At 74.8% G+C, this 24,275-nt stretch carries 25 protein-coding genes and 2 pseudogenes; 13 read left to right on the plus strand and 14 right to left on the minus strand.

Annotated features, from left to right (window positions below; genetic code table 11):
* The 3 genes and pseudogenes from ABZS66_RS47345 to ABZS66_RS47355 form a co-directional block, all read right to left on the minus strand.
* A pseudogene (locus ABZS66_RS47345) lies at nucleotides 1–411 on the minus strand (hypothetical protein); the annotation flags it as partial.
* Between the two features lie 10 nt (nucleotides 412–421).
* Nucleotides 422–1,600 carry an SWIM zinc finger family protein gene (locus tag ABZS66_RS47350; protein WP_354769621.1) on the minus strand — a complete coding sequence of 393 codons (1,179 nt, stop codon included), beginning with the start codon at nucleotides 1,598–1,600 and terminating at the stop codon, nucleotides 422–424.
* On the minus strand, nucleotides 1,597–3,969 hold the full coding sequence (locus ABZS66_RS47355; RefSeq protein WP_354769622.1) for a DUF6493 family protein: 2,373 nt from the start codon (nucleotides 3,967–3,969) through the stop codon (nucleotides 1,597–1,599). The genes ABZS66_RS47350 and ABZS66_RS47355 overlap by 4 nt, the downstream gene beginning before the upstream one ends.
* Before the next feature lie 56 nt (nucleotides 3,970–4,025).
* Here ABZS66_RS47355 and ABZS66_RS47360 point away from each other — a divergent pair, with 56 nt between their 5' ends.
* On the plus strand, nucleotides 4,026–4,583 hold the full coding sequence (locus ABZS66_RS47360) for a hypothetical protein (protein ID WP_354769623.1): 558 nt from the start codon (nucleotides 4,026–4,028) through the stop codon (nucleotides 4,581–4,583).
* A 3-nt stretch (nucleotides 4,584–4,586) separates the two neighbouring features.
* Here the strand turns inward: ABZS66_RS47360 and ABZS66_RS47365 are convergent, their stop codons facing one another.
* Together ABZS66_RS47365 and ABZS66_RS47370 are read right to left on the minus strand one after the other, a co-directional pair.
* Complete coding sequence (locus ABZS66_RS47365) at nucleotides 4,587–5,888, minus strand: glycosyl hydrolase (protein WP_354769624.1); 1,302 nt, start codon at nucleotides 5,886–5,888, stop codon at nucleotides 4,587–4,589.
* Between the two features lie 63 nt (nucleotides 5,889–5,951).
* Nucleotides 5,952–6,344, minus strand: a complete 393-nt coding sequence (locus ABZS66_RS47370) for a MerR family transcriptional regulator (RefSeq protein ID WP_354769625.1) — start codon at nucleotides 6,342–6,344, stop codon at nucleotides 5,952–5,954.
* A 45-nt stretch (nucleotides 6,345–6,389) separates the two neighbouring features.
* Between ABZS66_RS47370 and ABZS66_RS47375 the strand changes: the two genes are divergently transcribed.
* Nucleotides 6,390–7,088 carry an SDR family oxidoreductase gene (locus ABZS66_RS47375; RefSeq protein ID WP_354769626.1) on the plus strand — a complete coding sequence of 233 codons (699 nt, stop codon included), beginning with the start codon at nucleotides 6,390–6,392 and terminating at the stop codon, nucleotides 7,086–7,088.
* Here the strand turns inward: ABZS66_RS47375 and ABZS66_RS47380 are convergent.
* Nucleotides 7,073–7,960: a TIGR03560 family F420-dependent LLM class oxidoreductase gene (locus tag ABZS66_RS47380; protein ID WP_354769627.1), complete on the minus strand. Its 888-nt coding sequence runs from the start codon at nucleotides 7,958–7,960 to the stop codon at nucleotides 7,073–7,075. The genes ABZS66_RS47375 and ABZS66_RS47380 overlap by 16 nt on opposite strands.
* Before the next feature lie 102 nt (nucleotides 7,961–8,062).
* Between ABZS66_RS47380 and ABZS66_RS47385 the strand changes: the two genes are divergently transcribed.
* From ABZS66_RS47385 to ABZS66_RS47425, 9 genes are all read left to right on the plus strand, one after another.
* The gene (locus tag ABZS66_RS47385) at nucleotides 8,063–8,530 is read left to right on the plus strand and encodes a phosphoribosyltransferase family protein (RefSeq protein WP_354769628.1); all 468 of its coding nucleotides are present in this window, start codon (nucleotides 8,063–8,065) and stop codon (nucleotides 8,528–8,530) included.
* Nucleotides 8,531–8,628: 98 nt separating this feature from the next.
* Nucleotides 8,629–8,904, plus strand: coding sequence for a YggT family protein (locus tag ABZS66_RS47390; protein WP_354769629.1), 276 nt, complete (start codon nucleotides 8,629–8,631; stop codon nucleotides 8,902–8,904).
* Nucleotides 8,905–8,944: 40 nt separating this feature from the next.
* The gene (locus ABZS66_RS47395) at nucleotides 8,945–10,162 is read left to right on the plus strand and encodes a hypothetical protein (protein ID WP_354769630.1); all 1,218 of its coding nucleotides are present in this window, start codon (nucleotides 8,945–8,947) and stop codon (nucleotides 10,160–10,162) included.
* 34 nt (nucleotides 10,163–10,196) lie between these two features.
* Complete coding sequence (locus ABZS66_RS47400; RefSeq protein ID WP_354769631.1) at nucleotides 10,197–10,889, plus strand: hypothetical protein; 693 nt, start codon at nucleotides 10,197–10,199, stop codon at nucleotides 10,887–10,889.
* A gap of 60 nt (nucleotides 10,890–10,949) precedes the next feature.
* Nucleotides 10,950–11,495, plus strand: coding sequence for a sigma-70 family RNA polymerase sigma factor (locus ABZS66_RS47405; RefSeq protein ID WP_354769632.1), 546 nt, complete (start codon nucleotides 10,950–10,952; stop codon nucleotides 11,493–11,495).
* Nucleotides 11,492–12,301 (plus strand): zf-HC2 domain-containing protein, encoded by an 810-nt coding sequence (locus ABZS66_RS47410; protein ID WP_354769633.1) that lies wholly within the window; start codon nucleotides 11,492–11,494, stop codon nucleotides 12,299–12,301. Before ABZS66_RS47405 ends, ABZS66_RS47410 begins: the two co-directional genes overlap by 4 nt.
* Nucleotides 12,298–12,984: a hypothetical protein gene (locus tag ABZS66_RS47415; RefSeq protein ID WP_354769634.1), complete on the plus strand. Its 687-nt coding sequence runs from the start codon at nucleotides 12,298–12,300 to the stop codon at nucleotides 12,982–12,984. The genes ABZS66_RS47410 and ABZS66_RS47415 overlap by 4 nt, the downstream gene beginning before the upstream one ends.
* Nucleotides 12,981–13,757 carry a hypothetical protein gene (locus ABZS66_RS47420; protein ID WP_354769635.1) on the plus strand — a complete coding sequence of 259 codons (777 nt, stop codon included), beginning with the start codon at nucleotides 12,981–12,983 and terminating at the stop codon, nucleotides 13,755–13,757. The genes ABZS66_RS47415 and ABZS66_RS47420 overlap by 4 nt, the downstream gene beginning before the upstream one ends.
* Nucleotides 13,758–13,766: 9 nt before the next feature.
* Nucleotides 13,767–14,648 (plus strand): ABC transporter ATP-binding protein, encoded by an 882-nt coding sequence (locus tag ABZS66_RS47425; RefSeq protein WP_354769636.1) that lies wholly within the window; start codon nucleotides 13,767–13,769, stop codon nucleotides 14,646–14,648.
* Nucleotides 14,649–14,684: 36 nt separating this feature from the next.
* Here the strand turns inward: ABZS66_RS47425 and ABZS66_RS47430 are convergent, their stop codons facing one another.
* Entirely contained in the window at nucleotides 14,685–16,772 is a 2,088-nt protein-coding gene (locus tag ABZS66_RS47430) for a cellulase family glycosylhydrolase (RefSeq protein ID WP_354769637.1), read from the minus strand.
* 184 nt (nucleotides 16,773–16,956) lie between these two features.
* On the opposite strand from ABZS66_RS47430, the gene ABZS66_RS47435 reads away from it, so the two are divergent.
* Nucleotides 16,957–17,514: a hypothetical protein gene (locus ABZS66_RS47435; RefSeq protein ID WP_354769638.1), complete on the plus strand. Its 558-nt coding sequence runs from the start codon at nucleotides 16,957–16,959 to the stop codon at nucleotides 17,512–17,514.
* On the opposite strand, the gene ABZS66_RS47440 is transcribed toward ABZS66_RS47435, so the two are convergent.
* Genes ABZS66_RS47440 through ABZS66_RS47465 form a run of 6 tightly spaced genes read right to left on the minus strand, consistent with a single transcriptional unit; the run spans nucleotide 17,502 to nucleotide 22,670 of the window.
* Nucleotides 17,502–18,161, minus strand: coding sequence for an alpha/beta hydrolase (locus ABZS66_RS47440; RefSeq protein ID WP_354769639.1), 660 nt, complete (start codon nucleotides 18,159–18,161; stop codon nucleotides 17,502–17,504). The genes ABZS66_RS47435 and ABZS66_RS47440 overlap by 13 nt on opposite strands.
* A complete protein-coding gene (locus ABZS66_RS47445; RefSeq protein WP_354769640.1) occupies nucleotides 18,158–18,469 on the minus strand; it encodes an antibiotic biosynthesis monooxygenase in 312 nt (103 codons plus the stop codon). Before ABZS66_RS47445 ends, ABZS66_RS47440 begins: the two co-directional genes overlap by 4 nt.
* 10 nt (nucleotides 18,470–18,479) lie before the next feature.
* A complete protein-coding gene (locus tag ABZS66_RS47450; protein ID WP_354769641.1) occupies nucleotides 18,480–19,391 on the minus strand; it encodes an ABC transporter ATP-binding protein in 912 nt (303 codons plus the stop codon).
* 11 nt (nucleotides 19,392–19,402) lie between these two features.
* A complete protein-coding gene (locus ABZS66_RS47455) occupies nucleotides 19,403–20,203 on the minus strand; it encodes an ABC transporter permease (RefSeq protein ID WP_354769642.1) in 801 nt (266 codons plus the stop codon).
* Complete coding sequence (locus tag ABZS66_RS47460) at nucleotides 20,200–21,102, minus strand: ABC transporter permease (RefSeq protein ID WP_354769643.1); 903 nt, start codon at nucleotides 21,100–21,102, stop codon at nucleotides 20,200–20,202. The genes ABZS66_RS47455 and ABZS66_RS47460 overlap by 4 nt, the downstream gene beginning before the upstream one ends.
* Before the next feature lie 20 nt (nucleotides 21,103–21,122).
* A complete protein-coding gene (locus tag ABZS66_RS47465) occupies nucleotides 21,123–22,670 on the minus strand; it encodes an ABC transporter substrate-binding protein (protein ID WP_354769644.1) in 1,548 nt (515 codons plus the stop codon).
* A 492-nt stretch (nucleotides 22,671–23,162) separates the two neighbouring features.
* Between ABZS66_RS47465 and ABZS66_RS47470 the strand changes: the two genes are divergently transcribed.
* Complete coding sequence (locus ABZS66_RS47470) at nucleotides 23,163–23,483, plus strand: DUF6082 family protein (RefSeq protein WP_354769645.1); 321 nt, start codon at nucleotides 23,163–23,165, stop codon at nucleotides 23,481–23,483.
* Here ABZS66_RS47470 and ABZS66_RS47475 read toward each other — a convergent pair.
* Nucleotides 23,480–24,275: pseudogene (locus ABZS66_RS47475) on the minus strand (phospholipid carrier-dependent glycosyltransferase); the annotation flags it as partial. The gene ABZS66_RS47470 and the pseudogene ABZS66_RS47475 sit on opposite strands and share 4 nt — an antisense overlap.

The following is a 24,275-nucleotide window of genomic DNA, read 5'->3' on the forward strand; positions in this document are numbered from 1 at the left end:
GAGTGGCACGCCGCCTTCGGGGACGTCGCCCGCGAGCCGCGGGTCGCCCGGCGCGGCGATGTCGGCGGTCGCGGCGGGCCCACCCGGCCCGGTGAAGGCCGCGGCGCGGACCTCTGCCAGCACCGCCGACAGGAGCGAGGCCAGGGCGTCGGGGACGGCCACCTCGTGGGCGCCGAGGAGCAGGACGCCGTCGTCGATGCGGCGCTTCGGGTGGGGTTCGAACGCGGCCGGGTCGGCGCGGGACAGCCGTTCGGCGTCGCGGCCCGCCGTCAGGGCGCCGGCCGGGCCGGCGTGGACCGCCGACGGCAGTTGCTCACGGCCGTCGAAGAGCAGCGGGCGGGGCCCTCCGCCGGGGTCCGCGACGACGGCGACCGTGTTGGAGGTACCGAGGTCGACGGCGAGCCGGTACACACCCGGGAGCTTACGCCGGTCGATGGAGGCGCACCGCGAGGATGTGCTTGCACGGGCCGCGGCGCAGGGCGTGGGTCGCGAACCAGGCGCACGTGCAGCGCTCCCCCGCCGGGGTGTCGCGGACGGTGTAGTCGGCGTCGGTGCCGCGCACCGTGGCCGTGTCGCCCGAGCGGGTGACCGCGCCCGACGCCACGAGGGCCTCGGCGGCGCGCATCCGGGGCTGGTCGGCTGCCTGGACGGCCTCGTCGAGCGGGAGGTGGCGGTCGAACGGGGCCGCGTCGACCAGGTCCCAGCCCTGGTGGCCGGCCTCGTCCGAGGTCAGGATGCCGCCCTCGCCGGAGAACGCCCGGCTCGGCGACGGGCTCAGCTGGAGGGTGAACCGGGCGCCGGGCAGGTCGAGCAGCCAGGCGCTGCCGGTGTCGCCGGCGGAGGGCCCATACGTGCGGACGCGGGTGGCGTGGCGCAGCAGCGGGTCGAGGGCGCGGAGGCGCTCGGGGCCGGCCACGCCGACGCCGCCCGGGGCGGGGCGGGAGGCCAGGCGCAGGGCGCCGCCCGGTGCCGGCACCGCGAACAGCGCGCCGCGGCCGCGCGGCTGGGACTGCAGGAATCTCCGCACGGCGGCCGGCGTGTAGGTCGCCCCGGCGGCCGAGGAGCGGGCGATGAGGTGCACCTCGGCGAAGCTGCGCACCCAGCGCTCGGGCAGCGGCACCCGCCGCTCGATCACGGCGCCGTCCATGGTGGTCACCCGCAGCTCGTCGGCGCCGACGGCGAGGTGCAGCGGGTCGAGGCCGGCGACGCCGGAGAGGGCGTCGCGCATCGGCGGGTTGACGTCGACGTTGGTGGTGCCGCGGGCGTGCGGCGGGCGGTCGAGGCCGGTGGGGAGCAGGTCGAGGCGGCAGTACACGCCGCAGCACGCCGACAGGCTCTCGAACCGCAGGCCGGCGCCGTCGCTGGTGACGACCGGGTCGGCGGCGCGCAGGACGGCGGCGAGCATGCCGGGCGGGGTGTAGAAGCGGGTCCGGGCGACCCGGGCGACGACGAGCAGCGCGGCAGCGGCGATGTCGGCGCGCTCGACGAAACCGTCGAAGAAGTACGGGTGCGGGGCTGGGCCGCCGCTGGTGGCGAGGTCGATGGCCAGGTCGACGCCGGTGTCGGTGACCGCCGACTCGCGCAGGTACGTGTAGATCATGCCTCGTCCAGGAGCGCCCGGGCGGTGCGGGCCGCCTTCGACGAGCCGGTGAACCCGGCCAGCCAGTCCGCCAACCGGCCGTCCGGACCGGGCGGACCGGCGGGTCTGATGCCGGTGCGGACCGCCTCCTCGTGCAGGGTGGCGAGCAGCGCGTGCAGGCCGTGGTGGTCGCGCGGCAACCGGGGCAGCAGCCGGGCCAGCACGTCGACGACGGCGGCCGACGCACCCGAGTCGCGCAGCGCGGCCGCCCAGCGGTTGGCGGTGGCGTGGCCGGCGAGGACGACCATGGCGTCGGCGAGGACGCCGGGGTCGAGGCGGCCGGTCGGCACCAGGGCCGCGAACGCCTCGGCGGCCCGGGCCCGGTCCCCGGCCTCGGCGGTCGTCATCCCGGCGGCCAGGACCGCCGCGGAGAGCGGGCCGAGCCGGCCGGGGTGGGTGCGCAGCGCGTCGAGGATCGGCGGGGTGCGCCGCGACGTGCTGAACGAGGCGTGGACGACCTCCTGCACGTCGGCGGCGAAGAACGGCTCGGCGTCGTGCGGCCAGACCTGCGCCGCCCACGGCAGCCAGTCGGCCATGAGGTCCGGGCCGCGGCGCTCCGGCGGGACCACCGTCGGCTGGTCCGGCGCGGCCGGGACCGGCGCGGGGTGCACGACGAGCGACGGCGCCCAGTAGCCGTGGTCGTGCGGGGTCATGACCAGCTCGTACCGGGCGGCGCGGCCCTGCCCGGCGCCGCCGAGCCCGGCGGCGACGAGGTGCGGGTCGTCGCCGAGCGGGGCGCGGCCGCGGGCGGCGGCGATCCACACGGCCGGGTCGCCGACCGGGGCGGGCGGGCCGCCCAGCGCATACCGGGCCGCGGCCCCGGCGTCGCCGGGCAGGTCACGGGCGGCCCGCAGGGCCTCCGGCCGGCCCTCGGCACCCAGGCGGAGCAGGGCGGCGACGAGGTCGTGGCGGTGCGGTGCGCCGTCCCAGCCGGCGAGCCGGGCGACGAACACCCCCGGGTCGAGCCAGCCGGCCGGGCCGGTCGGCGTGGCGAGCAGCTCACCCGGCCGCGCCCTGCCCCGGACGATCTCGCGAACCTCGCCGAGGCGGGCGACGAGCAGGTGCGGGACCCGGTCGAGGGCCTCGCCGAGCAGGACGGCGGCGATGTTGCGGCGCAGCTCCCAGGTGTGCCGCAGCGCCTTGCGGGCCGGCCTGGCGAGCGCGGCGAGCTCGTCGCTGCCCCGGCTCGCGGCGGCCAGGAACCGCTCGACGAGCCCGGGGTCGTGCTCGCCGGCGAGCAGGGCGGCGGCCATCTCACCGGCGGTCCGGTCGTCGTCCGCGGTGGACAGCGGGAGGTCGGCCGGCAGGGCCGGCAGGTCGGCCAGTAGAGCGGCCGGCGCGGTGACGGTGCCGCCGAGCCAGGCCGCGGCCTCCCGGGCGACCGTGGGCTCCAGCAGCTCCGCCCGCTCGGCCACCAGGTCCCGCGCGCCGAGGCCGCGCAGCAGCGCCAGGGCCCGCGCCTGGACCTCGCGGTGCCGATGCTCCAGCCCGACCGCCACGGCGGCGGCGACCGGCGCGGCGAGGCCCGGCTGCCGGGCCAGGATCCGGTCCAGCAGGTCGAGTGCCCCCAGTGGCGTCTTCCTCGACGCTACCGCTAGCGCGTCCGCCGACGCGGCGACGAACGCGGCGTCGTCCAGCGCCCCGGCCGCGTCCACGGTGGCGAGGTGACCCAGCGCGAACGACACGGTCGCCGCCACGGGCGAGCGCAGCAGCCGCACCAGAACCGGCTGCGCGGCGACGACCTCGCCGACGCCCGGGTCGAGCAGCGTGTGCAGCCGGGTGAAGAACCCGGCCCGGTAGGCGCTGAAGTCGCGCCCGAGCGCCCGCAGGCACTCGCGCTGCACCCGGTCGCGGGGCAGCACCCCCTCGGCGACGAGCACCGTCAGGCAGGCCGTCCACCCGGCGTCGGGGCGGCTGTGCCGGTCGACGTTGGCCAGGCTGACCTCCCCGCCGCCCTCGACCTCGAAGACCCGCCAGAAGACCTCGTCGCGCAGCTCGGCGTCGTGGCGCAGGGCGTCGAGGCGAGGCTGCGCGTCCCAGCGGGAGCCGAGCGCGGAGACCATCGCGAGCACGTAGGTGTCGTCGTGGTCGAGGGTCACGACGCCGAGGCGCTCGAGGCGGCGGATGTCGGCGAAATACGGCGACTGCGGCCACGTCGTGGACAGCCACCGGACAGCCTCGGTGACGAGGGGCCCGAGCCAGGCGGGGACCGGCGCGGCGGGCGGCACGCCCGGGTCGACCTTCTCCAGGGCGCCGCACACCGCCCACAGGGTCCGCTTGTCGGCCGGCAGCCGGTCGAGGTCCGCGAGCACCGCGTCGATCGTCGCCATGCCCGGCAGTCTGCCAGGCCCGCGTACCGTTGCGCCGCGGTCCTACCATCGCGCGGATGATCGACCTCTCCGGCCTGCTGCCGGCCCACTTCGGCGCCGGCGACGCGGCGGCCTCCCGGCGGCACCTGCGCGACGTCCTGGCCGAAGCCGGCCTCGGCCTGACCCGCGCGAAGCCCGCCGAGCCCGCCGACCGCCCGCACGTCCTCGTCGTGCACACCAGCGACTACAACTACGCCAGCACGTTCTACGCCGTGCCGGACGAGGCGGTGACGCCGCCGCTGCGCACGGCCCTGGCCCGGGTGCCGTACTGCTTCGCCGCGCCCGACGACGCCCACCTGCCGGCGTGGGGCGACGTGCTGCGGCTGCTCGCGGTGCTCGGCCTCGACGGGCTCGGCGCGGCCGACTTCCACCACGTGATGGTCGAGGACTTCGGCGCCCGGTTCGGCCACCGCGACCTGCCGTCGCTGGCCGAGCTGACCGAGCTCGGCGACGCCTGGTCGCGGTACGCGGTCGCCACGGTCGAGCACCTCGACGACGCCACGACCACCGACGGCGCCGCGGCCTGGCTGGGCCACCACTACGTCTCGATGTACGCCTTCCGGCAGAGCATGTAGGGCTCAGCCGGCCGCGCGGTACACCTCACCGGCCGGGGTGGGGGTGGAACCGTCCCGGTAGAGGCCGTAGGCCACCGAGTCGCCGACGGCGGGCAGCGAGAACCAGGCGTACCGCTCGACGTACGGCAGGGCCTGCAGCTGCGCGGTGGTGCCGCGGATGAACGCGGTGATCTGGGCGGTGCTCGGGTACTTCGGGCTGCCGGTGAAGTTCATCAGGCCGTACTCGGTGACCCAGATCGGCAGCCCGTAGCGGTCGTGGACCGCCCGGACGTAGCCGAGGAAGTGCCCGACGGCGGCGTCGCTGAAGTCCGAGCCGTACCAGTGCAGCGTGATGAAGTCGACCCGGCGGCCCTGCGAGCGGGCGCCCGTCATGAACCGGTCGAGCCACCCGCCGGGCGTGTCGCCGCCGTAGGCGACGGCCGGGCTGCCGAGCCGCAGCCCGGTCTGCTCCAGCCGCGGCCACAGGCCCAGCGCCTGCTCGACGGTCATGTTGGCCTGCTCGCGCAGGTCCGGCTCGTTGAACCCGAGCAGGACCGTGCCCTCGCCGCGCGCCTTGGCCAGGGTGGCGTCGGTGACCGCGCCGGCGCCCCAGATCATCGGCACGAACTCGGCGCCGGCGGGCATGCTGTCGTTGCTCGGCGACCAGTTGTAGTACCAGCCGGCGCCGACGTTCCGCACCGCGTCGGCCAGGCCGGTGAACTGCCAGGTGCTGACGCCCTTCTTCTTCGCCGCGGCCGGCGGAGGGCCGGCCGTCGCCGTGGCCGACGGAGTGGCCGGCGGAGGAGCGGCCGTCGCCGTGGCCGGCGGGCGCTGCGACGACGACGGGGTCACCGCACCGGCCGGCAGGGCCCAGCGCTGGTTGGCGCCGCCGTGGCAGGCCCAGATCTGCAGCCGGGTGCCGTTCGCGGAGCTGTTGCCGGAGGCGTCGAGGCACTTGCCGGAGCCGGTGTTGACCAGCCGCCCGCCGGACGCCGACCAGCGCTGGGCGCCGGTGCCGTTGCACGCGTACAGCTGCACCCTGGCCCCGTCGGCGGCCGACGCGCCGGTGACGTCGAGGCACTTGCCCAGCGCCCGGACGCTGCCGTCGGCGGCCCCGACGGTCCACCGCTGCGCGCCGGTACCGTTGCAGCCCCACAGCTGCACCGCCGTCCCGTTGGCCGGGTTGGCCCCGGCGACGTCGACGCACTTCCCGGCGATCCCGGTGATCGCGCCGGAGGTGTCGGCGAGCGCGCGGGTGAGGCCGACGGCGCCGATGACGGCGACCGCGGCGACGGTGAGGCAGACCGTGAGCAGGCGGCGGGACATGGCGCCCACCGTGCCGCCCGCCGCGGACCCGGGTCAAGCGACGCGCGTCCATTTCATGCGGACTTAAGCCGAACTTGAGAGAGCGCTCTCCGACTCCAGGAAGGCGCATCCGCTCGCCGGCCCCTCGCTGTGCGCGATCACCCCGTCGAGCCGGTCGCGGGCCTGGACGAGCCGGGTGATCTGCTCGTCGATGCGGTCCCGCTCGGCCCGCAGCAGCGCCCGCGACTCCGGCGTGTTGACCTTCGCGTCGACGCACGGCAGCAGGTCGAGGATGGTGCGGCTGGACAGCCCGGCGGCGTACAGGGTCTGGATGAGCCCGACCCGGTCGACCGCCGCCGGGGCGTAGTGCCGCTGCCCGCTGCCGCTGCGCCCGGGCACCAGCAGGGCCTGCTCCTCGTAGTACCGCAGCGCCCGCACCGACACCCCGGTCCGCGCCGCCAGCTCACCGATCCGCATCCGGACTTGCCCCTCACGCCGACGTGAGGTTTTAGCGTAACCGGCATGGAGATCAAGGGAACCGTCGCGCTCGTCACGGGCGCCAACCGCGGCCTCGGCCGGGAGTTCGCCCGCCAGCTGCTCGACCGGGGCGCGGCCAGGGTGTACGCGACCGCGCGCGACCCGGAGCGCATCGACGTGCCCGGCGCCGAGCGGCTGCGGCTGGACGTCACCGACCCGGCGCAGGTCGCCGCGGCCGCCGCGGCGGCGGGCGACGTCACGCTGCTGGTCAACAACGCCGGCGTCGCGACCGGGGCCAACCTGGTGACCGGCGACCTGGACCGGATCCGCCTGGAGATGGACACCCACTTCTACGGCACGCTGGCGATGGTGCGGGCGTTCGCGCCGGTGCTGGCCGCGTCCGGCGGCGGGGCGGTGCTCAACGTGCTGTCGGCGATGTCGTGGTTCTCGTACGACGGCGCCAACGCCTACGGCGCGGCGAAGGCGGCCGCGTGGAGCCTCACCAACGGCGTGCGGATCGAGCTCGCCGGGCAGGGCACGCTGGTCACCGGGCTGCACCTGGGCGCCGCCGACACCGACATGATGGCCTGGTACAGCGGGCCGAAGACCGACCCGGCCGAGGTGGTGCGGGCCGGCCTCGACGGGATCGAGGCCGGCCGGCTCGAGGTCCTCGCCGACGCGTGGAGCGCCCAGGTGAAGGCGTCCCTCGCCGGCGACCCGGCCGCGTTCTACGCCGCGGCCTGAACGATCCCGAGGATCGTGTCCATCGCGCGCAGGCGGTCGGCGCCGGTGCCGAGGGTGCTGTCGGGGACGATGAGCTCGTCGAGGCCGATGGCGCGGTACTCGGCGACCGTCTCGGCCAGGGCCTGCGGCGAGCCGCCGACCGCCGGCATCGGCAGGCCGTCGGGCACCGGCCGGTCGAGGAACATCATCGCCTGCGCCGTCCGGGCGATCGCCGCAGGGTCCCGGCCGGCGGCGGCGCAGTGCTCGTCGAGGACCGCCGACTTGTGCGCGATGACGTCCGGGCGGCCCCAGGTGTTCCACACGTCGGCGTACTCGGCCACGATCCGCAGCATCCGCCGCTCCCCGCCGCCGCCGACGAGGATCGGCAGCGGGTCCTGCACCGGCTTGGGCTCGCAGACGGCGTCGGTCAGCTGGTAGTGGCGGCCCCGGACCGTGGTCCGCGGCTGCCGGAGCAGGCCGTGCAGGACCTGCAGCGCCTCCACGAAGCGGTCGAGGCGTTCACGGACGGGTGGGAGGTCGATGCCGTACTGCTGATGCTCGTTGACCTGCCACCCCGCGCCGACACCGAGCGTGAAGCGGCCACCGCTCACGTGGTCGGCGGTCACGGCCATGTTGGCGAGCACGGCGGGATGGCGGTACGTGTTGCCGTACACCAGACTGCCGATCCGCACCCGCGGCACGGCCGCACCGAGCGCGGCGACCAGCGTGCCGCACTCGTGCATCGGCTGGTCGGGGTCGCGCCCGGCGCCCGCGTTCGGCATGAAGTGGTCGGCGACGTAGACACCGTCCCATCCGGTGTCGGCCGCGTGCCGCGCCACGGCCAGGATGTCACCGACGGCCTGCCCGGCCCCGGGCCAGATCGAGATACGCATACCGCCCATCCTGCCGCCCATCCGGCCCGCCCGGGGCGGGCATCCCGGCAACTTCGACGCGCGTCGTAGCGTCCGGCGGGCCGCACAGGGGATCATGGAAGGATGACGGAACCTCGGGAGGTCCTCGACTGGGCCACGTTCGGCACCGCCGCGCGCGAGCTGTCCGGGACGATCACCGCCGACGGGTTCCGGCCCGACCTCGTGCTGTGCATCGCGCGCGGCGGGCTGCTCGTCGGGGGCGCGCTGAGCTACCCGCTCGGGGTGAAGTCGACGCACCTCATGAACGTCGAGTACTACACCGGCATCGGCGAGCGGCTGCCCGAGCCGGTCGTGCTGCCGCCCGAGCCCGACGGCGTCGACTTCGCCGGGCAGAAAGTGCTGATCGCCGACGACGTCGCCGACACCGGGGCCACCCTGGAGGTCGTGCGGGCGTTCTGCGCCGGCCACGCCGCCGAGGTGCGCTGCGCGGTGCTCTACGAGAAGCCGCACGCGACCTTGCGCTGCGAGTACGTCTGGCGGCGCACCGAGCGCTGGATCACCTTCCCCTGGTCGGCCGGCCTCGAAGGCTGACCGCAGGCTGACCCCGACGTTCACACAACCGGCCTACAGCCAGTTCTCAGGATCCCCAGGCACTCTGGAAGCACGTTCCCGCGATCTGGAGGTACCACATGGGTCCGATTCTGGGCCTCGTGAGCCTGCTGCTGCTCCTGGTGCAGCTGTTGCTCGTCGCCCGCGCCATCGCCGACTGGAGCGCGGTGCTGGCCGGCCCGGCACAGTACGGGTCGGTGCGCCAGCGGGTGACCTCGGGCATCTTCGCGGTCACCGAGCCGATCCTGGCCCCGGTCCGCAAGGTGATCCCGCCGCTGCGCATGGGCGGCGTCTCGCTCGACCTCGCGTTCATCGTCGTCTTCCTGGCCATCGTCATCCTGCGTGCCCTGATCTGACCCCTCGCGCGCCGTCCGCCGGTTCTGACATGATCGGCGCGTGCTGGAGACCGGCGGCCCGGCCGTGCCGGCGGCGCTGCGGGCCGCCGGGTTCGACCTGCGCACCGACGTGCCCGGCTGCGTGGCCGTGGTGGACGTGCCGGGCGGCCACGTGGCGGTCCGCACGGCCCGGGTCATCCCCGACGACCACGGCTGGGCCGGCGCCGTCCTGGCCGCCGAGGGGGTCGACGGCTTCGAGGTCGGGTTCCATCCCGAGACGTACCGCTGGCCGGTCGAGCGGGCATACGCCGTGTTCGTCGACGACGTGGTCGCCCAGGTCACCGAGTGGGGCCGGTGGGAGGAGACCTGGTCGGTCGAGCCGGCCGGTGAGCCGGCCGCGAAGTGGCACCGGCGGCTGGAGCGCCTCGCCGCCTCCCGGCTGGCCGGGTCCGCGACCCCGGTCGACGTCGACCTCGACCCGCTCCTGGCCGCCGTGCTCGACGCCGGGCAGGCCGCCGCCCTCGACGCGGCGGTCGAGGCGCTGCACCGGCCCGGCATCGCGTGGCGCTTCCCGCGTGACCGCACCGGGTCCCGGCTGGCCGGCCGGGCCCGGGTGCTGCTGCACGAGTGCGCCCCGCCGCGGCACCCGGCCGGCAAGGGCATCTGGCTCGTCGTGGACGGCCCGGCCCAGCGCCCCGACCGCACCGCGCCCCGCCTGACCGTCCGGCTCGCCGAGGTGGCCGGCAGGTCGGCCGTGCACCGCTGGGACCGCGTCCCGGAGTTCTGGCGCGCCACCGGCGACCCGCGCAGCCTCGACGCGATCTGGGGACTCGGCGGTACCGTCGACACCGCCTTCGCCACCGACGTGGCCACCGCCCTCGTGGACGGGCACGCCCTCGACGCCCTGGAGGTCTGCGGCGTCGTCGTGGACGAGCCGACCCAGCGGCTGCTCGCCGGCCGGCCGACCCGGTTCACCCAGCGCCGCTGGACCGACCTGTGGGTCACGAACGCCCTGACCGCCCTGGCCGGGGCCGCACCCTGGCGGTGGACCTCGGCGCTCGGCCCGCGGCAGCGCCGCCAGCGCCTGGAGGGCCTGCGCGGGCGGGTCGCGAGCAACCGGTCCGGGCTGTTCCTCGAGCACCGGGCCGGCCGGGCGGTGCTGACCTTCGACTGCAACGGCAGCCCGCTGGTCACCCCGCGGGTGCTGTGGGAGCGCGACCCCGACTTCGACCTGCTCCGCCTCGGCCTGCTGACCCGCGCGGACATCCCCCTCCCGTGACCCGTCCGGGGGCCATCTGGCACTATCCTCCGGCATGATTGCCGTGGAGTTCGTCGATGCCGCGTCCGGCGCCGTGTTCGCCCAGGCCGACCTGCGGCCGGAGCAGCTGCCCGCGGACTTCTCGGTCCGGACCACACTCCAGCTCGGCGGCGAGCCGTGGCTGGTGGAGACGGCCGCGCGGCCGGCGCCGGGGCGGCTGGTGCTGACGGTACGGCGGATCGAGCGGGCGGCGCCGGAGCTCCTGCTGTACTCGCTGCCGACGCTCTGCGAGGCGCTGCCGCCGCTCGCGCCCGGGCCGGTCCCGGGCGGCTGCCTGGAGCTGCACGAGGACGACTGGCGGCAGGTCGAGGCGGTGGCACCGGCCGCGGCCACGGTCGTGGAGGCGGAGTTCGCCGCGATCCGCCGGGTCTACGGGCAGCACCGCGACGGGGCCGGCTTCCGTGACCTGCACGCCCGGACGGTCGGGCCGCTCACCCCGCGGCTGCCGTGGGGCGCGCTGGGCCGGCCCGAGCACGAGTACGCGGGCGTGTGCTTCCGCGGCGCCCCGCGCCCGGTCGCCGGCGGCTTCGCGGTGGTGGTGCGCGGCGTCACGTGGTACGGCCTGCGGGAGGCCGACCAGATCACGCTGCTCGCCGTCGCCGGCCCGGTCACCCCGACGGCCGGCGCGGTGCTGTCCTGGGCCGGCCTGGCCCTGGTCGACTGGTGCCGCTGCGAGTGGATCCGCTGACCGACCGGATCCACGGCCGCGGGATGAACCATCCGGCCGCGGGGTGCTACCAATCCGGTGATGGACGAGACGGACGCGGAGCTGCTGGCGCGGGTCGCCGGCGGTGACGGCGACGCGCTCGTCGGGCTGTATGAGCGCCACGCCCGGCGGCTGCTCGGCTACCTGCTGCGCCTCGCCGGCGACCGGATGACCGCCGAGGAGATCCTCCAGGACACGCTGCTGGCCGTGTGGCGCTCGGCCGGGACGTATGGGCAGCAGTCACAGGTCAGCACCTGGCTGTTCGGGGTCGCCCGGCGGCAGGCCTGGAACCGGCTGCGGGGCACCGCGCCGCCCGTCCCGGCCGAGCCCGACGACCGGGCCGCCGACCCGGGGCCCGGGCCCGACGAGCTGGCCATCGCCGCCGCCGGCGGCACGCCGGTCGCCGCCGCGGTCGGACGGCTGCCCGACCACCAGCGGGAGGTCGTCGGGCTCGTCCTCGTCGCCGGGCTGCCGCTCGCCGAGGCGGCCGAGGTGCTCGGCGTGCCGGTCGGGACGGTGAAGAGCCGGCTGCACCACGCGCGGGCCGCGCTGGCCCGGGCGCTCACACCACAGGGGGTGCCGCAATGACCGACCGGCTGGCGGAGTGTCTTCCGGAGTACCTGCCCGAGTACGCGGCCGGCACGCTGGACGCCGGCGCGGCCCGGGCCGTCGAGGCGCACCTCGACGGCTGCGCGCCCTGCCGGGCCGAGCTGGCCGAGCTCGCCGAGTGGCGCTGCATGCTGCCCGATCCGCCCGAGGCGCGCACGATCGTCCGGCAGGCCCTGCTGCGCAGCCTGCTCGACCCGCCCACGCCGACGTACCGGCCCGGGTGGGCGCTCCTCCGCGCCGAGGCGCGGCTGCTCAGCCCGGTGGTGCTCGTCGCCTCCGCGGTCGTCATGGCCCTCGGCGCGCTCCTCGCCGCCGTCCAGCGCGACGCGGAGCTCCTCGCGCTGGTCGCGCCGCTGGTGGCGGCGGCCGGGATCAGCGGCGTCCACGGGCCGCGGCGGGACCCGGCGTTCGAGGTGATCGCCGCCACGCCGACGCCGCTGCGGCGGATCCTGCTGTTACGCGTGGCGCTGATCCTCGGGTACGACGTGCTGCTCGCCCTCGCCGCCTCGGCCGTCCTCGCCGCACCGGTGCTGGCCTGGCTCGCCCCGACCGCGCTGCTGTCGGCGCTGTGCCTGCCGCTGCTGGTCCGGTTCGGGCCCGACGTCGCGATCGGCGCGGCGCTCACCGCGTGGGCGCTGCGGATGCTCGACCTCGGCGTCGTGCGGGCCGCGTGGGAGGCCACGCCGGCCGGCTGGGTGGCCACGGCCGCGCTCGCCGCGCTCGGTGTGATCCTGGCCGGGCGGGGTGAACCGATGGGCCGGTTCCGCGCAACACACCTCACATGAACCTCCAACTGTGGCGGCACGAGGTGCGCCGGGCCGGGCGGGTCGCGTGGATCGCGCCGCCGGTCACCGCCGCCGGCGTCGTGCTCCTCGCCGTCGTCGACCGCTCCGACGGCGCCGCCGGCCGTGACGCCCTGCGCAACCTGTTCGCCGCGCTGGAGCTCGCGCTGCCGCTCATCGCCGGGGTCCTCGCCGCGTCGCTCGTCGGGCGGGACCCGGCGGCCGAGCTGCTGCTGACGACGCCGGTGCGGTACCGGACCGTCCTCCTGCGCCGGCTCACCGTGATCGTCGGCTGGACCGCGGCCACCGCCCTCGCCGCCGCCGCCGTGCTCATCCCGGCCGGGCGGTGGGAGCACGGGCCGGTCGCCGGGCAGCTGGTGTGGCTGGCGCCGACGCTGTGGCTGGCCGCCGCCGGCTGGCTCGCCGCCGCCGTGTTGCGCAGCCCGGGCGCCGCCGGCGGGATCGTCGCCGTGCTGTGGCTGCTCCAGCAGGTGCTCGGCGGGCCCATCCAGGACTCGCGGGCCGGGCGCCTGCTGTATCTGTTCGCGTCGACCCGCGGCGCCGACCCCGGCGACTGGGCCGGCAACCGGGCCGTCCTGCTGGGCACCGCGGCCGGGCTCGGCGCGGCCGCCTGGGTGCTGCTCGGCCGGGCCGAGCGGCTCGTGCACACGGCGGTGACGGAGTGACGGCGGCCCTGCGGTACGAGTGCCGCATGATGCTGCGCAAGCGCTCCATGTGGATCGCGCTCGGCCTGATCACCCTGCTGCTGGCCGGGTCCAGCGCCGCGCAGTGGCGCGACCTGTTCCACGACGGCGACGCCCGGCGGGTCATGGGGTCGGTGGCGCTGCTGCTGAACATCTTCCTGCCGGCCGGGTACGGCTGCCTGATCGCCGACCGCCTGGTCCGCGACGACAGGCTCGGCGTCGCCCCGGTCCTCGACGCGACCCCGGCCTCCCCCGCCGGGCGGCTCGCCGGGAAATACCTCGGGGTCTGCGCCGCCGTCGTGCTGCCGATGGCGCTGCTGTACTTCGGGTGGGCCGTCCCCTACGCCGCCGTCACCGGCGGGTGGCCGGCCGTCGGCTGGGCCCTCGCCGGGTTCGCCACCGTGCTGCTGCCGGCCGTGCTCGTCGTCGGCGCGTTCGCCCTCGCGGTGCCGCTGCTGATCCCGGCGCCCCTGTTCCGGGTGCTGTTCGTCGGCTACTGGTTCTGGGGCAACTCCATCACCGCCGACGTCATGCCGACCCTCGCCCAGAGCGTGCTGACCCCGATCGGCGCCTACCCCCTCGCGCTGTTCGGGGTCGAGGGGGTCATCGCCGGGCCGCAGCCGGGCGCCACGCTGAACTTCCTGCGCCCCGAGGTCACCACGGCGACCGCCGGGCTGTCCATCGGCCTGCTGCTCGTCCTCGCCGCCCTGACGCTGTGCGCCGCCCACGCGGTCCGCGCCCGAACCACCCGATAGGAGCCTGCCGTGCGGATCGACATCACCGGCCTCACGAAGCGCTACCGTGGCGGCGTCGCCGCCCTCGACGGCCTCGACCTGACCGTGCCGACCGGCATGTTCGGCCTGCTGGGCGCGAACGGCGCCGGCAAGACCACGCTCATGCGCATCCTCGCCGGCCTGCTGCACCCGACCGCGGGCGAGGTCCGCGTCGGCGGCCACGACGTCACCACCCGCGCCGGCCGCCGGGCGGTGCAGCGCACGCTCGGGTACCTCCCGCAGGACGTGGGCGTCTACCCCGACCTGACGGCCCGCGAGTTCCTCGACTACGTGGCGTTACTCAAGGGCCTCGACGACGGCCCGTCCCGTCGTCGCCGGGTCGGCGAGCTGCTCGAGGTGGTCGGGTTGACGTCCGAGGCCGGCCGGAGGCTCAAGGGGTACAGCGGGGGCATGCGCCGCCGCGTGGGCATCGCCCAGGCCCTCCTCGCCGACCCGCGCCTGCTCATCGTGGACGAGCCCACGGCCGGCCTGGACCCGGAGGAGCGCATCCGGTTCCGCACCCTGCTGGCCCAGCTGGCCGGCGACCGCACGGTCCTGCTGAGCACCCACATCGTCGACGACGTGGCCCAGACCTGCCGCGAGCTGGCCGTCCTGTCCGCCGGCCGCCAGGTCTTCCGCGGCACGGTCGCCGAGCTGACCCGCGAGGCCGACGGCCACGTCTGGTCGGTCGTGACCCAGGGCCCGGCCCCGGCCGGAACGGTGGTGTCCGCGGTCCCCGAGGAGTCCGGCATGCGCTACCGCGTCGTCGCCGCCGATCGACCGGGAGCGGACGCCGAGCCGCTGCGCCCCACGCTGGAGGACGGCTATCTCGCCCTCAACCTGCGGACCCGGCCGGCCGCACCCGCGCGCTGACGTCGTCGCGGACCGCGGCGGGCCGGGCGCCGGCGGTCAGGAGAGGGTGCCGGTCACGGTGCTGCCGGACCTCGTGACGGCGTACGTGACCTTCGTGCCGCTCCAGAAGTGGAACGTCAGCGTCACCTTGGCGTTGTCGTTGACCTCGGCGAAGAACGCCGGGCGCAGGGCGATCGTGCCGGCCGCGTAGTCCGGGGCGAAGGTCACGTCGAACTCCTTGAACGACGTCCAGTTCTGCGGGCCGGCGTTGCTGCCGTCGGCGTACTTCGCCTCCATCGTGGCGAGCTGGTCGCCGCGGAACTGGGCCGGGAGGGTGAACGCGGCCGTGGTGCCGGTCGCGGCCGACAGCAGCGGCGGGTCGTAGGTGACGATGTTGATCCGCCACGGGACGCCGGCCGAGAAGCGGGCCTGCAGTGTGGCGTTCACGCCGTACGACCTGGAGCCCACGAGCCTCGTCAGGGCGCTCGCCGTCAGGGTCAGCTGGTTGCCGGAGACGGTGTAGTCGGTGCCACGGACCAGGTCGGTGCTGCCCTGGCGCAGGCTCTGGAACGTGGTGCCGTTCAGGTTCAGCGTGAGGGTCTGCGCCGCCGGCGAGCCGGTCTTCGGCACGTAGACGACGTCGGCCGAGGCGGTGCCGGAGCGGGTCGTCCAGCTCGACCGCAGCTGTGCGAACAGCTCCGGGTCGCTCCAGGCGAACGAGGTGCGGCCGAAGTGCTGGCCGTTGTCCCACAGCATCGTCGTGAGCCGCTTGGTGCGGGCGTAGTAGCCGAGGTACTCGAAGAACTTGAGCTTCTCGCCCTGCTCGATGGTGCCGGTGTGCCGGTCGAAGCCGAGCAGGCCGTACTCGCCGATGATGACCGGGATGCCGCGCGACACGAACGCGGTCGCGACGCGGTCGAACTGCCCGACCAGGTCCTGCTCGACGGCCGCGTCGAACCGGGTGCCGCCGGCGATGTTCACGCTGAACGGCCAGTAGCCGTAGAAATGCACGGTCGCGATCAGGTTCGGGTCGCCGGACTGGTTGAACGTGGCCGTCAGCTCGTCGACGCGGGCCTGGTCGGCCGAGGTGTGCAGGGTCGGCAGGACGAGCAGGCGGGTCGCGTTGGTGCCGCCGGAGGCGCGCACGATCCGGCGGAACTCGGTGTTCAGCGCCGCGAGGAGCTCGGCGTTCTGGGCGTCGCCGGACGAGCCGGTGAACTGCGGCTCGTTGACGCTCTCGAAGACCAGCTTCGGCGACGAGGTGCGGAACGCGGCGGCGAGCTGGGTCCACAGCGCGTTGAACCTGTTCTGGACGTTGGTGCGGTCCGACGGCATCGTGTTGATCCACTGCCACGAGTCGTGGTGGACGTTGACGACCACGTAGAAGCCGTCGGCGAGGGCCCAGTCGACGACCTCCCTGACCCGGGCGAGCCAGGCCGCGTCGACGGTGTAGCCGGGGGCGCCGCCCATGTGCTGGCCCCAGGTGACCGGGATACGGATGCTGTTGAAGCCCTGGGCGCGGATGTTGTCGAGGAGGGCGGCGGTGACCCGCGGGTTGCCCCACGAGGTCTCGTCGGCGCCGGTCGCGTCGAGGCTGTTGCCGAGGTTCCAGCCGGGCTGCATGGCGGCGACGGCGGCCATCGCGTTGCCGGGCTGCGGGCTCGTCGAGGCGCTCGCCGACACGCTTGCTGAGGCGCTGGGTGTCGCGCTCGGTGACATCACACCCCCGGTGCAGGTCGTGCCGTTCAGGGTGAACGACGCCGGCACCGGGTTGCTGCCCGTCCACGACCCGTTGAAGCCGAACGACACCGTCGCGTTGGTGGCGATCGAGCCGTTGTAGCCGGCGTTGACCGCGGTGACCTGGGCGCCGGAGGCGGTGACGGTCGCGTTCCAGGTCTGGGCGACGGTCTGCCCGGCGCCGAACGTCCACCTGAGCGTCCACCCGGTGACCGGGTCGCCGAGGTTCGTCACGGCCACGTCGCCGGTGAACCCGCCCGGCCACTGGCTGGTGACCCGGTAGGTGACGCGGCACCCGGCCGCCGCGTACGCGTTCGTGGACAGGACCGCGACGAGCCCCGCGAGCAGGGCCACGGCCGCCCCGATCGAGACGGCCAGCCGGCCCCGGAATGTCGGCCTGCCGGCCATGACGCCCTCCAGGTGGTGTCGAACCCCGCCCGTTGCGGGCGGCGGGCCCGGACACTAGGAAGCACCGCTGAAGGATGTCAATGTGTGACGGCGCAGGAAGCCGCACGGGCCCGTCGCCGCGTGAACGTTTCACGAGCCGACCGCAGCCGCGCCGGGCCCGGTCCGGCGGTGGCACCATTGATCGATGAGCGTCAACTATCTGGTCCTCGTGGCCGGGGTCGTGGCCGCGGTGGGCGGGTGCTCGTCCGGCCCGGCGGCGGCCCCCGCGCCGTCGGCCGCCGCGACCGGTGCCGCCGCCGCACCGAGCCCTTCGCCGTCGCCCGGGGCGGGCCGATCCGCGAGCCCGTCCCCGAGTCAGCCGGCGTGTCCGTGGAAGCCGGGTGGGCCGCGGCGCCCCGGGGTGTTCGGGGAGTTCGGCGGTGAGGTGCCGCTCGAGGTGCGGTGCCTGCGCGGCGAGCGGCCCGGCCGGGGCGACCTCTACCGGCTGCCGCAGCAGCAGGCCGGCGTGTCCGGTGCGGCGGTCGTCGGCTCGTACGGCGACGGGGAGGTCGCGAGCGTGCGGTGCGCGGTGCGCAACGGCGCGGCGGTCGTCGACGCCGGGCAGAACCAGTCCAGCGTGTGGCTGGAGGTGGCCACCACGCTGCTCGGCTTCGGCCGGTACGCGTTCGTGCCGCACGCCGCCGCCGGCTACACCGACCTCGGCAGCCTCCAGGAATGCCCGGAGCGGGACTACCGGAGCTGAGTCAGCGCCGACGCGACCTCCGCCGGGTGCGTGAGGGGTGCGTCGTGGTCGCTGTCGATGACGGTGTACGGAGTGCCCGCCGCGTCCAGGCGGGACCGGGTGACCCACGACGGGCAGCCCGCCGGGGTGTGCGCACAGAAGACGTACGAGCGCGGGACGCCCGGCGGGCGCTGCGGCAGCGGGTCCAGCGACGGCGCGAGCGGGGTCGGGCCCAGGCGGGCGTTCATCCACGCCGTGAGCACGGGATCGTCCAGCGAGACCGGCGACGGCGGGAGCACGAGTGAGCGGGGCAGGTCGGGGGCCGGGCCGGTGAGGTCGACGGCCCGTTCGCCGGGCAGCGGGTCGGGGGCGTCGACGAAGACCAGGCCGGCCAGCCGGCCGGCGCACAACGGCGCCGCCGCCGCGATGGCGATGCCGCCCTGGCTGTGTCCCGCCAGTACCACATCCTCCAGATCCTCGTCGTCGAGCAGGGTGGCGATATCCAGGGCCCAGGTGTCGAGGCCGGTCACCGGAGTGTGCCGGCGGTCGCCCATGCCGGTCAGGGACGGGGCGAAAACCTCGTGGCCCGCGCGGGCGAGGAGACGGCGGACCCGCTGCCAGGACCAGCCGCCGCGGAACGCGCCGTGGATCAGCACGAAGGTCGTCACGGCAGGTCCTCCAGGACGACCTCGCCGATGGTGCGGGGGTAGGTGTCGTACGGGCGCAGGTGCTCGTACATCGCCTCGGTGTGCTCGACGTAGCCGGGCGTGCGCGTGGCGGCCTCGTAGGACCCGACGGTGTCGAACATGCGGATGTGGGTGAAGTGGGTCGGGTCCTCGACGTCGCGGACCAGCCAGCGGCCGCGGAAGCCGGGCTGTCCCGCGAAGAACGCAGCGAAGCGGACCGACAGGGCCACGTAGGCGTCGGCGTGGCCGCCGGCGTCCTTCGTCCAGGCCTGACTGATGACGACGTGCATCACGAACCCCTCAGACGTGCGGACAGGCGACGCGGCGATCCCCGCCGGCCAGCAACGGCGACGTGACCGCACACGACGGCCGGGCGATCGGGCAGCGCGGGTGGAACGCGCAGCCCGGCGGGCGGTCGACCGGGCTCGGCGGCTCACCACCCAGGACCGGGCGGTCGCGCCGGTCGGCCGGCGTCTCCACCGGGATCGCATCCACCAGGGCGCGCGTGTACGGGTGGCGCGGGTCGGTGAGGACCTGCCCGGCCGGGCCCTCCTCGACGAGGCGCCCGAGGTACATCACCCCGACCCGGTGGGCGAGGCTGGCCACGACGGCGAGGTCGTGCGCGATGAACAGATAGGCCAGGCCGTGCCGGTCCTGCAGGTCGCGCAGCAGGTTGACCACCTGGGCCTGCACCGACACGTCGAGCGAGGCGACCGGCTCGTCGAGCACGAGCAGGCGCGGCCGCAGGGCCAGGGCGCGGGCGATGCCGACCCGCTGCCGCTGGCCGCCGGAGAGCTCGTGCGGGTACTGCCGAGCCCGGCGGGCCGGGTCGGGCACCCCGACGTCGGCGAGCGCGGCCTTCACGTCGACCCGCCGGCCGTGGACCTTCGCGGCCTCGGCGATCTGGTCGCCGACGCGGTGCAGCGGGTGCAGCGCGGTCGACGGGTCCTGGAACACGAACCCGACGTCGCGCCCGCGCACCCTGCGCAGGTCCAGCCCCGCCAGGTCGGCGCCGTCGAGGGTGGCGGTGCCGCCGGTGACCCGCACGCCGGGCCCGGCCAGGCCGAACACGGCGGTGGTGGTGACGGTCTTGCCGGAGCCGGACTCGCCGACGAGGCCGACGATCTCGCCGGCGCCGACGGTGAGGTCGACGCCGTCGGCGAGGCGCACCCCGCGGCGGGTCTCCACGACGACGTTCGAGAGCTCGAGCATCAGCGGTCCCATCAACGGTCTCTGAGCCGGACGTCGAGGCGGTCGCGCAATGCGTCGCCGAGCAGGTTGGTGAGCAGCACGGTGAGGGTGAGCGCGACGCCGGGCGCGGCGGTCATCCACCAGGCGATCTCGAGGAACCCGCGGCCGTCGTTGAGCATGTTGCCCCACGACGGGGTCGGCGGGCGCACGCCGAGGCCGAGGAACGACAGCCCGCCCTCGATGAGGATCAGCGTCCCGACCGTGAGGGTCCAAACGACCAAGTTCGCCGGCAGTACGGCGGGCAGGACGTGCCTGCGGATCACCCGCGCGTCGCCGGCGCCGAGGCCGATCGCCGCCTGCACGTGGTCGGCGCCCCGCAGCCGGCGCACCAGGCTGCGGGTGACCCGGGTCGGCGTGACCCACCCGGCCAGGGCCAGCAGCGACACCAGGATCCACAGGTCGGACCCGGCGACGGCGAGGGTGGCGACGGCCAGGACGAGGAACGGGAACGCGATCCACACGTCGCCGGCCCGGGTGATCAGCCGGTCGGCCCAGCCCCCGTAGTAGCCGGCGAGCAGGCCGAGCAGCATCCCGAACGCGCTGGCGGCGGTGGCGGCGACGAACCCGACGAGCAGCGACACCCGCGCGCCGTACAGGGTGCGGGCGAGCACGTCGCGGCCCTTGTCGTCGGTGCCGAGCAGGTGCCCGGCGGTGCCCGGCGGCAGCAGCCGGTCGCCGAGGTGCTGGGCGATCGGGTCCTGCCCGGTGAGCGGCCCGGCCAGCACCGCGGCGAGGACCAGGGCCACCAGGCCGGTGAGCGCGACCCACCTCATGCGACGGTCCTGGGATCGAGGACGCCCATCAGCCACTCGCCGACCGCGTTGACGACGATGACGCCCACGGCGACGACCAGGACGGTCGCCTGCACGACCGGGTAGTCGCGGTTGAACACGGCGTCGACGAGCTGCTTGCCGATGCCGCCGTACGCGTACAGGGTCTCGACGACGACCGCGCCCGACACGAGGTACGACACCTCCACGGTGAGCAGCGCGAGCACCGGCAGGCCGGCGTGGCGCAGCGCGTGCCGGACGAGGATGCGCAGGCCCGGCACGCCCTTGGCGCGGGCGGTGCGCATCCAGTCGGCGCCCGCGTCCTCGAGCAGTTCGGTGCGCAGCAGCCGGGCGACCCGGGCGCCGGTGAACGCGGCGAGGGTCAGCGTCGGCAGGACGAGCTGCGCGGCGGTGCCCGACCCGAAGGTGGGCAGCCAGCCGAGGTACAGCGAGAAGAGCCAGATCAGGCCGATGCCGAGCAGGAAGTTCGGCACCGCCTGCACGACCGCGGTGAGCAGCGCGACGGCCCGGCCGCCGAGCCGGCCGTGGAACCGGGCGGCGAACGCGCCGACCGGCACCGCGACGACCAGGACCGTGAGCAGGGTGCTGCCGGCGAGCAGCAGCGTCGCCGGCAGCCGGTCGAGCACCATGTCCAGCGCGGGGCGCTGGGTGAGCAGCGAGTCGCCGAGGCGCAGGGTGAGCGTGTCGGCGAGGAACTCGCGGTACTGCATCCACAATGGACGATCGAGCCCCAGCGCCCGTCCGGTCTCGGCGATCTGCTCCGGGCTCGCCCCCGGGCCGGCCAGGATGGCCGCCGGGTCGCCGGACAGCCGGATGATGAAGAACAGCAGGCTCAGGATGCCGAGCGTCACCACGACGAGGCCGGCTCCCTTGGTGAGCATTCCGGCGAGCCTGCGGCGCATCAGGCCGTCTTCCCGAGCGACTCCAGGCGGACCAGGGAGTTGCCGGTCAGGCCGACCTCGACGAGCCGCTTGCTGTGCACGTACACCAGGTCCGGCCAGGCCAGGAACAGCACGCCGTACTGCTCGCGCAGCAGCTTCGCCATCTGCTTGATGAGCGCCTCGCGCCTGGTGGCGTCCATCTCCTTGTTCGCCTGCGTGTACAGCGCCGGGTACTCGTCGTTCTCGAAGTGCCGCTGCACGCCGGCGGCCTGCGGGCCGAACCGGCTCACCGACGCGATGTCGCGCAGGTCGAAGTAGTCGGTCTGCCAGTACAGCAGCGGCACCGTGCTGTTCTTCAGCAGCGTGCCGATGAACGCCGACAGCTCCTGCAGCTGTACCTCGCTCTTGATGCCGACGGCGCCGAGGTACCCGGCGACGGTCTCGGCCTGCGACTTGAAGATGGCCGTCGTGGCGATGTCGAGCCGCAGGTTTTCCGCGCCGGCGTCCTTGAGCAGCTGCCTGGCCTTCGCGATGTCGTGCGGCAGCGGGCCGAAGCTGCTGTCGTACCCCTGGAAGCCGGGCTGCAGCAGCTGCCCCGTGGAGGGCTTGCCGTAGCCGGCCAGGCCGGCGGCGACGAACTCGTCGCGGTTGACGGCAAGGTTGATCGCCTCGCGGACCCGCGGGTCGGCGAGCTTCGGCTCGACGGCCGGGATCATCGAGCAGATCGCGCACGAGCCGGCCGAGGTCGCCTTGATGCCGAACGAGCCGCGCATCTGCTCGGCCTGCGTGGGCCCGAGGCCGAACGCGATGTCGACCTCGCCCGAGCGCAGGGCGCTGGCCAGGGTGTTCGGGTCGCTGATCGCCTGCAGCGTCGCGGTCGCGACCCGGTCGGTCGACCGCCACGACCTGGCGTACCGCTCCAGCTCGATCTTCTGGGCCGGCGTGTAGCCGGTGACCCGGAACGGCCCCGTGCCGGACGCCTTCTGGGTGCTGCTGGCGAAGATGGACGGGTCGACGATGTCGACCCGGGTGAGCCGGTTGAGCAGGATCGGGTCGGGCGTCCCGGTGGTGATCCGCACCGTCTTCGCGTCGACCGCGGTGGCCTTGGTGACCGCGCCGAGGAACCCCTTGACCTGGGTGAGCTTGCCGGACGAGTCGCCCGTGAGCCGCTCGATGTTGGCGACGACGGCGGCCGCGTCGAACGCCCCGCCCTCGTGGAAGGTGACCCCCTCGCGCAGCGTGAGCTCGAGCGTGGTGTCGTCGACCCGCTTCCACGCCGTGGCCAGGCCGGGCGCGAACCCGCCGCCGCCGGGGTCGAACTGGACCAGCGTGTCGTAGACCTGCACGGCGTAGCTGCGCCCGGTGTTGGACAGCGCGGCGTGCGGGTCGAGGCTGTTGGTGATGGTGGTCGAGGCAAAGGTGATCTTCGCGTTGGGTGCGATGTCGGCCGACGCGGGCGCGGTACCGTCGGCACCGCACGCCGACAGCAGACCGCCGGCCGCCGCGCCGCCACCGGCGAGCGCGGCCAGCCGGAAGAGGTCACGCCGGGTGAGCTGGGGCTGGAGCATGGAACCCCCTGTCGTTTCACTGTGCGAACCGCTGTTTCCATTCGCGTGGAGGTCTGTATACCCCGTCCCGCCGCCGGTCGGGAAGCCCCCAGCCCAACGTTTGGTAACACTGTTTCCGTTTGGAAACCTGACGGAAACGGCCGAGGAAGACGGCCTCGAATGTCCCCCGCCCTGCGACCAGGGACGATCTTGTCCGGACGCCCGGCATCAGCACCGGACCACGGCCGCCCGGCGACAGCTCCGCAACCCGGGTCGCCGGTCGGCGCGGCGGGCCCGCGGGCGCACCGCGCCAACGCGATACCACTGAGCGTCGCCGCGCCCTCGGCATGCCGGCGACGACGTCGAAACATCGATGTGTTGCCGGGTCGCAAGCAGCCGTATCGCACCTGGGACGCCATTTCCGCCCGCAATTCCGGGTGCGCATGAATGAATGCCGACTCCGTTCCCCGAATCGGTGACAATGCGAAAAGGCGACCGGATGGGGTGAGCGGCATGACCGACCGGAAATCGTACGCACCCGACGACGTCGTGCGGTGGCTGCTCCGGCTGCTGCTGGCCGTCCTGCTCGTCGCCGCCGTCACCGGAGTGGGCTATCTCGTCGTCCTGTCGCCGCTGAAGCTGCGCGAATTGCTGCGGGCCTACTTCGACAGCGAGATCCCCCGGATGTACTGGGAGCGGCACGGCGACTGGCACAATCCGCGCCGCCGCTGGCCGCGGCGCGAACAGTTCGAGGCCATCGTCAACGAGGAATACCTGTGCGCGATCAAGACGGGTCCGCCGGCGCGCTGCTACGAGGCCGCCACGACCCGCTAGATCCAGCGGGAACCGAGCCACATCCGCGACAGCCACTGCGCGTACGTGATGTCCATGCCGCTGTAGATCGGGTAGAAGTACGCGAAGCAGGCCGCCACCAGCAGGACGTAGGCGCCCGCGACGAGGGCGCCGACGCGGCGGTGGTCGGTGTGCGGGCGGCCGGCGATCGCGCCCAGGACATAGACGACGGCGAGGATCAGGAACGGCTCGGCCGGCAGGGCGTAGAAGATGAACATGGTGCGGTGGGCCGGCATCGACTGGAACCACGGCAGGATGCCGGTCAGCGCGGCGAGCAGCACCAGCCAGGCGCGGCCGTCGCGGCGGGCGATCGCCAGCCAGCCCAGGCCGAACAGGGCCGGGACGAACGACCACCACAGCAGCGGGGTGCCGAGCAGCAGGATCGACGACGCGCAGCCCTCCGTGCCGCACGGGCCGTCGCCGGTCCAGTAGAACAGCACCGGGCGGCCCAGCAGCAGCCACTGCCACGGCCACGACTGGTACGGGTGCGGCTTGTCCAGCGTCGTGTGGAACTTGTACGCCTCCTCGTGGTAGTGCCACAGGCTGACGAGCGCGTTGCCCGACCAGTCGCGGAAGTACCCGTCGTCGGAGGCGAACCAGCCCCACCACGTCGCCAGGTAGGCCAGCGCCGCGATCCCGGCGACGGCCAGGGCCCAGCCCGCGGCGGGCGCGATCCGCATCGGCCGGTCGGCGCTGCGCGCGGCCCCCACGTCGAAGACCGCCACGGCGATCGCGAAGAGGATGAGGTACCACAGGCCGCTCCACTTCACGCCG

The sequence above is a fragment of the Dactylosporangium sp. NPDC005572 genome, assembly GCF_040605515.1.
Classification (GTDB): Bacteria; Actinomycetota; Actinomycetes; order Mycobacteriales; family Micromonosporaceae; genus Dactylosporangium.

Excerpts from the sequence above, each read along its gene's own strand:
- ABZS66_RS47360 (WP_354769623.1), top strand. The coding sequence starts at position 4,026 with ATGATCGACCTCTCCGGCCTGCTGCCGGCCCACTTCGGCGCCGGCGAC.
- ABZS66_RS47365 (WP_354769624.1), bottom strand. The coding sequence starts at position 5,888 with ATGTCCCGCCGCCTGCTCACGGTCTGCCTCACCGTCGCCGCGGTCGCC.
- ABZS66_RS47390 (WP_354769629.1), top strand. The coding sequence starts at position 8,629 with ATGGGTCCGATTCTGGGCCTCGTGAGCCTGCTGCTGCTCCTGGTGCAG.
- ABZS66_RS47405 (WP_354769632.1), top strand. The coding sequence starts at position 10,950 with ATGGACGAGACGGACGCGGAGCTGCTGGCGCGGGTCGCCGGCGGTGAC.
- ABZS66_RS47430 (WP_354769637.1), bottom strand. The coding sequence starts at position 16,772 with ATGGCCGGCAGGCCGACATTCCGGGGCCGGCTGGCCGTCTCGATCGGG.
- ABZS66_RS47355 (WP_354769622.1), bottom strand. The coding sequence starts at position 3,969 with ATGGCGACGATCGACGCGGTGCTCGCGGACCTCGACCGGCTGCCGGCC.
- ABZS66_RS47370 (WP_354769625.1), bottom strand. The coding sequence starts at position 6,344 with ATGCGGATCGGTGAGCTGGCGGCGCGGACCGGGGTGTCGGTGCGGGCG.
- ABZS66_RS47410 (WP_354769633.1), top strand. The coding sequence starts at position 11,492 with ATGACCGACCGGCTGGCGGAGTGTCTTCCGGAGTACCTGCCCGAGTAC.
- ABZS66_RS47380 (WP_354769627.1), bottom strand. The coding sequence starts at position 7,960 with ATGCGTATCTCGATCTGGCCCGGGGCCGGGCAGGCCGTCGGTGACATC.
- ABZS66_RS47460 (WP_354769643.1), bottom strand. The coding sequence starts at position 21,102 with ATGCTCACCAAGGGAGCCGGCCTCGTCGTGGTGACGCTCGGCATCCTG.
- ABZS66_RS47450 (WP_354769641.1), bottom strand. The coding sequence starts at position 19,391 with ATGCTCGAGCTCTCGAACGTCGTCGTGGAGACCCGCCGCGGGGTGCGC.
- ABZS66_RS47455 (WP_354769642.1), bottom strand. The coding sequence starts at position 20,203 with ATGAGGTGGGTCGCGCTCACCGGCCTGGTGGCCCTGGTCCTCGCCGCG.
- ABZS66_RS47415 (WP_354769634.1), top strand. The coding sequence starts at position 12,298 with ATGAACCTCCAACTGTGGCGGCACGAGGTGCGCCGGGCCGGGCGGGTC.
- ABZS66_RS47400 (WP_354769631.1), top strand. The coding sequence starts at position 10,197 with ATGATTGCCGTGGAGTTCGTCGATGCCGCGTCCGGCGCCGTGTTCGCC.
- ABZS66_RS47385 (WP_354769628.1), top strand. The coding sequence starts at position 8,063 with ATGACGGAACCTCGGGAGGTCCTCGACTGGGCCACGTTCGGCACCGCC.
- ABZS66_RS47470 (WP_354769645.1), top strand. The coding sequence starts at position 23,163 with ATGACCGACCGGAAATCGTACGCACCCGACGACGTCGTGCGGTGGCTG.
- ABZS66_RS47350 (WP_354769621.1), bottom strand. The coding sequence starts at position 1,600 with ATGATCTACACGTACCTGCGCGAGTCGGCGGTCACCGACACCGGCGTC.
- ABZS66_RS47445 (WP_354769640.1), bottom strand. The coding sequence starts at position 18,469 with ATGCACGTCGTCATCAGTCAGGCCTGGACGAAGGACGCCGGCGGCCAC.
- ABZS66_RS47435 (WP_354769638.1), top strand. The coding sequence starts at position 16,957 with ATGAGCGTCAACTATCTGGTCCTCGTGGCCGGGGTCGTGGCCGCGGTG.
- ABZS66_RS47375 (WP_354769626.1), top strand. The coding sequence starts at position 6,390 with ATGGAGATCAAGGGAACCGTCGCGCTCGTCACGGGCGCCAACCGCGGC.
- ABZS66_RS47465 (WP_354769644.1), bottom strand. The coding sequence starts at position 22,670 with ATGCTCCAGCCCCAGCTCACCCGGCGTGACCTCTTCCGGCTGGCCGCG.